This is a genomic window from Streptomyces chilikensis (assembly GCF_001642695.1).
In the GTDB taxonomy this organism is placed as follows: Bacteria; Actinomycetota; Actinomycetes; order Streptomycetales; family Streptomycetaceae; genus Streptomyces; species Streptomyces chilikensis.
This window is the reverse complement of sequence record NZ_LWCC02000039.1, coordinates 1-7,106: the sequence shown is the minus strand read 5'-3', so window position 1 is coordinate 7,106 and position 7,106 is coordinate 1. Positions and strand designations below refer to the sequence as shown.

Sequence of the window (7,106 nt, the reverse complement as noted above, 5' to 3'; positions counted from 1 at the left end):
GTGGTGCGGGCGGTGCGGTGGCGGGTGCGGGCAAGGCCGGCGCGGTCGCCAAGGTGCTGTCCGCCACCGGCAGGGCGATCGACCCGATGACCTACATCGCCAAGGGCGCCGGCGCGGGCCTGTCGAAGATCGGCGACATCGCCACCGCGCTCAAGGGCGTCGGAAACATCGACATCCCGCCGCTGCCGGCGAACGCCTTCGAGCTGCCGCCCGGCACGGTCCGCCTGCCCGACGGCACGTTCGACCTGCCCGCGGGCACCATCCTCCCGGACGGCGCGACGAGGCTGCCGGACGGCAACGTCCGGCTGCCCGAGCAGACCGTCCCGGTGCCGGAGGGCAGCATCAAACTGCCCACCGAACCGGGCGCCCCGGCACGCTACCTGGACCCGCAGGGCAACCTCCTCGACGACACCGGCACCGTCGTCCAGCGCGCCGACCAGGCCCCCCGCGAACCCGGCGGCACCGACCACGGCACACCCGCCGGCGCGGACACCCCCCACACGCCCACCCCAGTCCGGGAACCCGCCCTGGTCGGCGCCGGCGCCACGGACAACGCGGCCCACGCCGCCGCCGACGGCCCCGGCCAGGCCGTCCGCCTCGGCAGCGACCCCGCCGACACCCTCGGCGACGCCGCCCGCACCGGCGACAACACCACACCACCCGTCCGCGCCGGCACGGAGGTGCCGCCGATACGCGCCGGAGCGGAGGTTCCGCCGATACGGGCCTCGGTCGACGAAATCCCGGGCGGGAACGCCGCGGACAACCTGCCGACCGGCCGTGCCGGCGGAGCCCCTCCCGCGGGCAGCCTCGACCAGACATCGGGCACCCGCCCGAGCACCGTTCACGACCTGCCCGGTACGGGTGGCACCGACGCCCTCCCCGGCCCTCGCGGTCCCGAGGTGCCGACAGGAGGTCTGGACGACATCGGCCGGGCCGGCGACGACGCATTCGGCACAGGCGACGACATGGGCCGGGCCGGGGACGGAAACCGGAGTGGGCCTTCCGGTCGTGACTCCGCGGACAGTGCGGGCGGCCGTGACGTGGACGACGCCGCACGGCGTCGTGAGGTCATGGACGAGCAGGTCAGGCGCGCCAATGAGGAACCCGGCTACTTCGAGGACTACTACAAGTCCAACGGCAACCGGAAGAGCCTGGAGGTGGTCGACGAGTCCGGGACGGTACCTCCCCAGCTGACGCGGCAGTCACCGAACCATCCATGGGTCGCTGTGAAGGACGCGCCGGCTCCCTTGGCGCCGCGCTTCCTCGGTGACTGGGACAAGGTTCACACCAAGCCTCCGACGCCGGAAGCCGTCGCCGCGCTCAAGGAAGCGGCGGAGGCACGGCACCAAGCCGTTCAGCACGACACGGCCATGAGGGACGCGAAGGCGGAAGCCAGGGCCGCCCATGAACAGAATCCGACTCCGGAGACTCTCGCGGAAAAGGTCAAGGCTGAGGAGGCGTACCGGGAAGCGCACATCCAGATGCGGGACCACTCCGAAGCCTTCGGCGAGGCGGTGGCCGAGCACCACGTCATTCCGGAGCGCTACCAGGGAGCCACGCGCGAGCCTCTGGACGGTCCCAAGAACGGCAACGACCAGTTCGACCAGGTGTGGCGGCGTGCGGACGGCGGCTACGTCGTGGTCGAGGCCAAGAGCAGCGTCAGTACGGAATTGGGCGCCCGCAACCTGCCGAGCGGGCAACGCGTCTCACAAGGAACGAGGGAGTATTTCCTCGACATCATTCGGGAGATGCGAAAGCGGGGGGAGAACAACCCTGCCGAGCGCGCCCTCGCCCGCAACCTCATGACGGCCTTGAGGACCGGAAAGCTGGATTACATCGTCGTCAAGGGGGAGAAGAACACGGGCGAGTATGCCGGATACCATACGCGGCAGTTCGACATCTCTGACAGGAGCATCCCGTGACTGTGACCATCCCGCATCACCGGACGCCGGGCCCGAACGCCGAGGCCTACGCGGCGGGCTTGGGCGAGGACTTGGCGGAGGATCTGCAGACGCTGGAAGAGAGCTCCGACTCGATGGACTTCACCGTCGACACCGCTCTTCTGCACCTGGATGCCCGATGCTGCGTAGATCCCCGGGCAGCGAAGCTGGAGACCTGGGAAGCCGTGGTAACGGCCATGCAGGTTGAATCGGCCCTGTTCGAAGCGACCGGGGTCACCGAGGGCACTGTTCAATGCCGTATCGCGCACAAGGTGCGCACCATTCCGGCTCTCGGTCGGCGCACTTACGCTGATGCGGGCAACTGGCTGAAAGCCTTTTGGCTGGCCGTCGTCTGCCGTGATCAGGACCGCTTGGTCAGGCTGTGCGAGATTCCCCTCGACCGGCTCCGGACGGTCGAGGGGGCCTACGACGACTACGTCTACCACTGGGTGGACACGCTCCAGGCCTACTGGCTGCAGCGCCCCGGCTTGGTCGAGAAACTCACCGCCGCGATCCAGGGTTCACACCCCGACGCCGCGACTGTCGCCCCGCGCGATCTGCTGCAGCACGTTCTGTATCCGCCGATCAACCTCTTCTATCGATTTCTCCTGCGGGACGAGGAGGGTTTCAATCAGGCCTTGGCCGAAGGGCTTGAATTGCACAAAAGGTACTGGACGGCTGACGAGGACCGCTCAAAGGACCCGGCCGGTACGGTGCCGCTCGCTCTCCTCGCCATCACATGCCTCGCGTACGACGGCGGAATCCCGATCGAGGTGGAGTCCGACTACCTTCCCACGCACCTCGTCCAGCGTGGCTGGCTGGGCGAGTTCCCCACCTGACCCGCCCGGTCCGACATCACACTCGACTGCCGGGTCCGGTATCGCCGCTCCACTAGTCCGGTACGGAGTCCGACGGGTCGGCCGCGGCCACCCTGTCTCATGTCCGCGTGGTGGGCCGGGTGCCACATGGCTGGGTCCTCGACCCTCATCGCCAAGGTTGAAGGATCTGGACCATGACGCTCGGGAATCACCCACGTGCAGTGCTGGAACGGCTCAAGGCCATCGACTGGGACAACGCTGCCGCTGCCGAACGGACGCCGAGTCGCGGGCGTTGCTCATGCGCGAGTGCCTGCGCCGCACGGCGGCCTGGGCACGCGCCTTCGACGCCGACCGCGTCTGGCCGTTTCTTGACGTGTCCGAGCTGATCGCCCCGGAGGTTCGGCTCGATCTCCGCATCGCCGTCGAGGTGGAGGACGCGCTCGCCGGTGTGGCTCCGGCATCGCTCAAGAAGGTCTGCAGGGCAGCCGTACGGTGGGCGGCCGCGGTGCGGGCAGGGGTCCGGGTGCCGGTGCAATTCCCGGGCGATCCCTACGAGCCGCTGCTGCGCATGTGCGAGCGCGGAGGCGGTTACTCCATGGGGGAATTCATCGACCTCGACGGCGCAATGGTCCGCCTCGGCACGGTGGACAGCAATCTCGCCGTTCAGCCCTTCCTCACGCTCGCGTCGACGACGCTCGACGCCCTTGACGCCGAAGGCGACATCACGTACTACGCCAAGGTCAGCGAGGGTTGTCCACGGAGCAGCCCGCGGGGAATCGTCAGGCGTCGGGTCGACGAGGAACGGACCTACGACGAGGCGTTCACCCGTAACCTCCGCTGGGAGCCCACCGAGTATCTGCGCCGCTGCGAACTCGGGCACCACGACGTGGACCATGTCGAGATCTCGACCGTCGAGGCCGCTCGTTTCATCGAGTCCGCCGTCGCGCGGCTGTCAGGCACAGGCTGAGCACGGCCTGTGCCACTGCCCTGCGACTCCCGGGGCGGGCCTGGGACAGTGGAAGTGGCGGCAGGATCCCCGCCCGGCCCACGTCGAGCCCTGGAGAGAACCAGCAGTGCACACCTCCATCATCCGCCACGCATATCCTACGGACGGCGCCGAAGAGGAACACCAAGCGCTGCACCAGGCCGCCTCCGAGATGATCGACGGGCTGGAGCGGGACCCGCGGAACCTCGAGTTCGCCTTCATGATCACGCTCACCGAGGCGGAATCGCGATGCGCGAGCGATCCGTTGGCGGAGTTCGCCCCGACCTGGCGGGCCTGGGTGGCGGCGATGCAGGTCGGTTCCGCGTTGTTCGCCGCCGCCGATTCGGCCGGGGAACGCGTCGAAGCGCGGATCGCCGGCAAGGCGCGCTCCATTCCGGCGACCGGCCCGAACCGGGCCGCGCACGCGGGCAACTGGATCAAGGCGTTCTGGCTGGCCGTCGTCTGCCGTGAGCAGGACCGCATGACCCAGTTGTGCCGGGTGCCGATATCTCTGCTCCGCGCCTCCGGAGCGGAGTTCGACGAGTACGTCTACGCGTGGATCGACACCCTGCAGAGCTACTGGCTGCGGCGCGACGGCGTGGGCGGCAAGCTCGTGGCGGCTTCGGCCGGCGCGCTGCCGCAGAACACGGAGATCGTGAGTGCGGACCTGCTGCTCATGGTCCTCTCCCAGCCGATCAAGTTGTTCCATCACTATCTGCGCCAGGACACCGCGGAGTTCAGCAAGGCGCTGGAGGAGAGTCTGCGGCTGCACAAGGAGTACTGGACCGCCGACGAGGACCGCGCCCTCAGCAGTGAAGGCCTCGTGGCACTAGGTCCGCTCGCCATGGCATGTCTCGCCCACGACGACGGGATGCCGCTCGAAGTCACGTCCGACTACCTGCCCGACGTCCTGGTGAAGGCCGAGTGGGTGGGCGAGTTCGACACCTGACCGCCGAAAGACCCGGGGCGCCGTCCGGCTCCACCGAGGCGGACCTGGCCGGGGGACTCGGCGCCCGGCACAACCGGTCTCGTGCCCAAGTACTCGCGTTGAGTGCGGTGTTGCCGGAACCCGGCTGTACGTGTGGCGCGTCCATGTCTTATGTTGCGGTGGCCGGGCCGGAAGCCCGGCCCTCGCTCCAGGTCAGGCCCGGGCGACCGACGTCCGCCGGTGTTCCGGGCGGCGACGACCGACCCGAAATCCATCCTCGATCCAGGACGACTGAATGGCACGGGACTACGACAGCCAGCTGCTGGAGTCGGTGGCGGTGCGCCGGCGGCGGATGCGGGACGCGCTGCTGTTCGGTGCGCAGCGGGTGCGGCGGACGGCGGACGAGCGGTTCGGGAAGGTCTTCGCGGGGATCGCGATCGCGGCCGTGCTGTGCGCCGGGTGCGTCGGGTGGTCGTTCCTGCAGGCCACGCTGGCGAAGCAGAAGGCCGAGCAGGAGAAACAGCGGCAGCAGCAGGAGCAGTTGTACAACCCCTCCCCCGCCGCTTCGCCCGGCGGGGACGGTGGGGACGGCGGGAAACAGTGAACACGCAACGGGCGAACGGGAGTTCGCGTGATCATGTCCGTGCAGGGGCACTCGAGGCCCGTCACGACGCGACGATAGGTTCCGGTGAGCGGTGAACGCAGCGACGACGTTCCGGACCCAGCTCAGCAGGGTCACTCTGATAGGTGAGCGGCGGCGCGCCGACCTGGTTCTCCCGTCGGACACCCCGATCGGTCAACTCCTGCCGGACATCTTGCGGTTGCTGGACGACCGGGTGGCGACCCGGCCCACCACGCGGCAGTTGCTGACCGCGGACGGTGCCGCGCTGCCGCACGACGCCACGCTCGCCTCGGCCGAGGTGCCCGACGGCGCGGTGCTGCGCCTGGTGCGCGCCCACGCCGCGCCGCCGGCGCCGGTGGTGCACGACGTCACCGACCAGGTGGCGGACGATCTGGACCTGCGGGCCTGGCGCTGGCGGCCGGCCGCGCGCCGGGTCTCCGCCGGGGTGACGGCCGTGGTGTTCGCGGTGGTCGCGGCCCTCCTGGCCCGGCGGGAGTTCGCGCTGGAGGGGGTGGCCGTCGGGCTGGCGGTCGTCACCGCGGTGTTCCTGGTCGCCGGGGCGGCGGTCGCGAAGATCGGCAAGGGCAACGTGGGGCTGGCCACGGCGCTGCTGCTGGCGTCCGGCGGGCTCGGTCTGATGGCCGCGTGGACCGCCGCGGACGCCCACGGCTGGTCCCCCGCCGCCCGGCTGGCGGGCGTCGCGGTCACGGTGATGCTCACGCTGGTGCTGCTCGCCCACTGTTCGCCGCTCGGCCGCGGCGGGCTGATCGGGGCCGGTGCGGTCGCCGCCGCGACCGTCGTGTGGGAGGTCGTCGCTCTGCTGCAGGACCGGGCGGACCGGGTGGGCGCGGTGATGGCCGTCGTCTCCCTGGTCCTGCTGGGGCTGCTGCCGCGGTTCGCGCTGATGGCCTCGGGTCTGACCGCGCTGGACGACAAGCGGTCCTCAGGGGCCTCGGTGAGCCGGCACGAGGTGGCCAACGCCCTGGCCGCCACCCATCGGGGGCTGGCGCTCGCCACCGTCGTGACCGCCGTGTCCGCGGCGGCGGGCGGCTGGCTGCTGACCTCCTCGGAAGGGCCCAACGTCTGGACGGTCTGCCTGGCCTCGGTGACCGCCGTGGTGCTGCTCTCCCGGGCCCGGGCGTTCCCGCTGGTCGCCGAGGTGGTGGCGCTGTTCGGTGCGGCGGGGCTGATCGTCGTGCGCCTGGCCGTGCTGTGGCTGGACCACTCGGGGGGCGCCGGCGCGCTGGCCCTCCTCGGGACGGCGGCGCTGCTGCCGCTGCTGGTGCTCGCGGTGGAGCCGCCCGAGCACGTCCGGGTGCGGCTGCGGAGGTTCGCCGACCTGATCGAGTCCATCGGGGTGATCGGCTTGTTCCCGCTTGCGATCGGGGTGTTCGGGATCTACGGACAGCTGCTCGACAAGTTCTGACATTGCACGTCTGGTGCTTCGGAGACCGGACGCCGGTTCGTCGCCGTCCCGGGCGGGACGGGGACGGGGCAGCGGCGCAGGAGGAGAGAAGGCGAGATGCCGAGCGGGGACAACTGGCAGAGCGACGTGCTGCGCGACCTGAGGGGCGGCGGTGCGTCCCAGCAGGCTGCCCCACCCACGGGTGCGTGGCCCCAGCAAGCGTCGCAGCAAGCGTCGCAGCAGGCGTCGCAGCAGGTGCCTCAGCAGGCGTTGTCCCAGACGCCTCAGACGCCCCGGACGCCCCAGCCGCCGGGCGTGCCCGCCCCGCCGGCGCCCGCACAGGGGGCGCCCCCGGCACCTCAGGCGCCGCGCGCCCAGCCGCCGGCCGCCGCGGTGCCCGGACGGCCG

Annotated in this window: 5 protein-coding genes and 1 pseudogene; all 6 read left to right on the top strand. The window is 70.7% G+C overall.

Annotated elements, in window-relative coordinates; all coding sequences use genetic code 11:
- Positions 1–1,922: pseudogene (locus tag A2U95_RS21500) on the top strand (hypothetical protein); the annotation flags it as partial.
- Complete coding sequence (locus A2U95_RS21495; protein ID WP_166025796.1) at positions 1,919–2,779, top strand: immunity 49 family protein; 861 nt, start codon at positions 1,919–1,921, stop codon at positions 2,777–2,779. The pseudogene A2U95_RS21500 and the gene A2U95_RS21495, both read left to right, overlap by 4 nt.
- Before the next feature lie 277 nt (positions 2,780–3,056).
- Positions 3,057–3,725: a hypothetical protein gene (locus A2U95_RS21490; protein WP_166025794.1), complete on the top strand. Its 669-nt coding sequence runs from the start codon at positions 3,057–3,059 to the stop codon at positions 3,723–3,725.
- 106 nt (positions 3,726–3,831) lie between these two features.
- The gene (locus tag A2U95_RS21485; RefSeq protein ID WP_240957519.1) at positions 3,832–4,692 is read left to right on the top strand and encodes an immunity 49 family protein; all 861 of its coding nucleotides are present in this window, start codon (positions 3,832–3,834) and stop codon (positions 4,690–4,692) included.
- A 274-nt stretch (positions 4,693–4,966) separates the two neighbouring features.
- Complete coding sequence (locus tag A2U95_RS21480) at positions 4,967–5,275, top strand: hypothetical protein (protein ID WP_166025792.1); 309 nt, start codon at positions 4,967–4,969, stop codon at positions 5,273–5,275.
- Between the two features lie 91 nt (positions 5,276–5,366).
- Complete coding sequence (gene eccD, locus A2U95_RS21475) at positions 5,367–6,719, top strand: type VII secretion integral membrane protein EccD (RefSeq protein ID WP_166025790.1); 1,353 nt, start codon at positions 5,367–5,369, stop codon at positions 6,717–6,719.
- The last annotated feature ends 387 nt before the right edge of the window (positions 6,720–7,106 follow it).

What these genes read in the sequence shown, in the direction of transcription:
- A2U95_RS21480 (WP_166025792.1), top strand. Translation starts at nt 4,967, where the DNA reads ATGGCACGGGACTACGACAGCCAGCTGCTGGAGTCGGTGGCGGTGCGC.
- A2U95_RS21490 (WP_166025794.1), top strand. Translation starts at nt 3,057, where the DNA reads ATGCGCGAGTGCCTGCGCCGCACGGCGGCCTGGGCACGCGCCTTCGAC.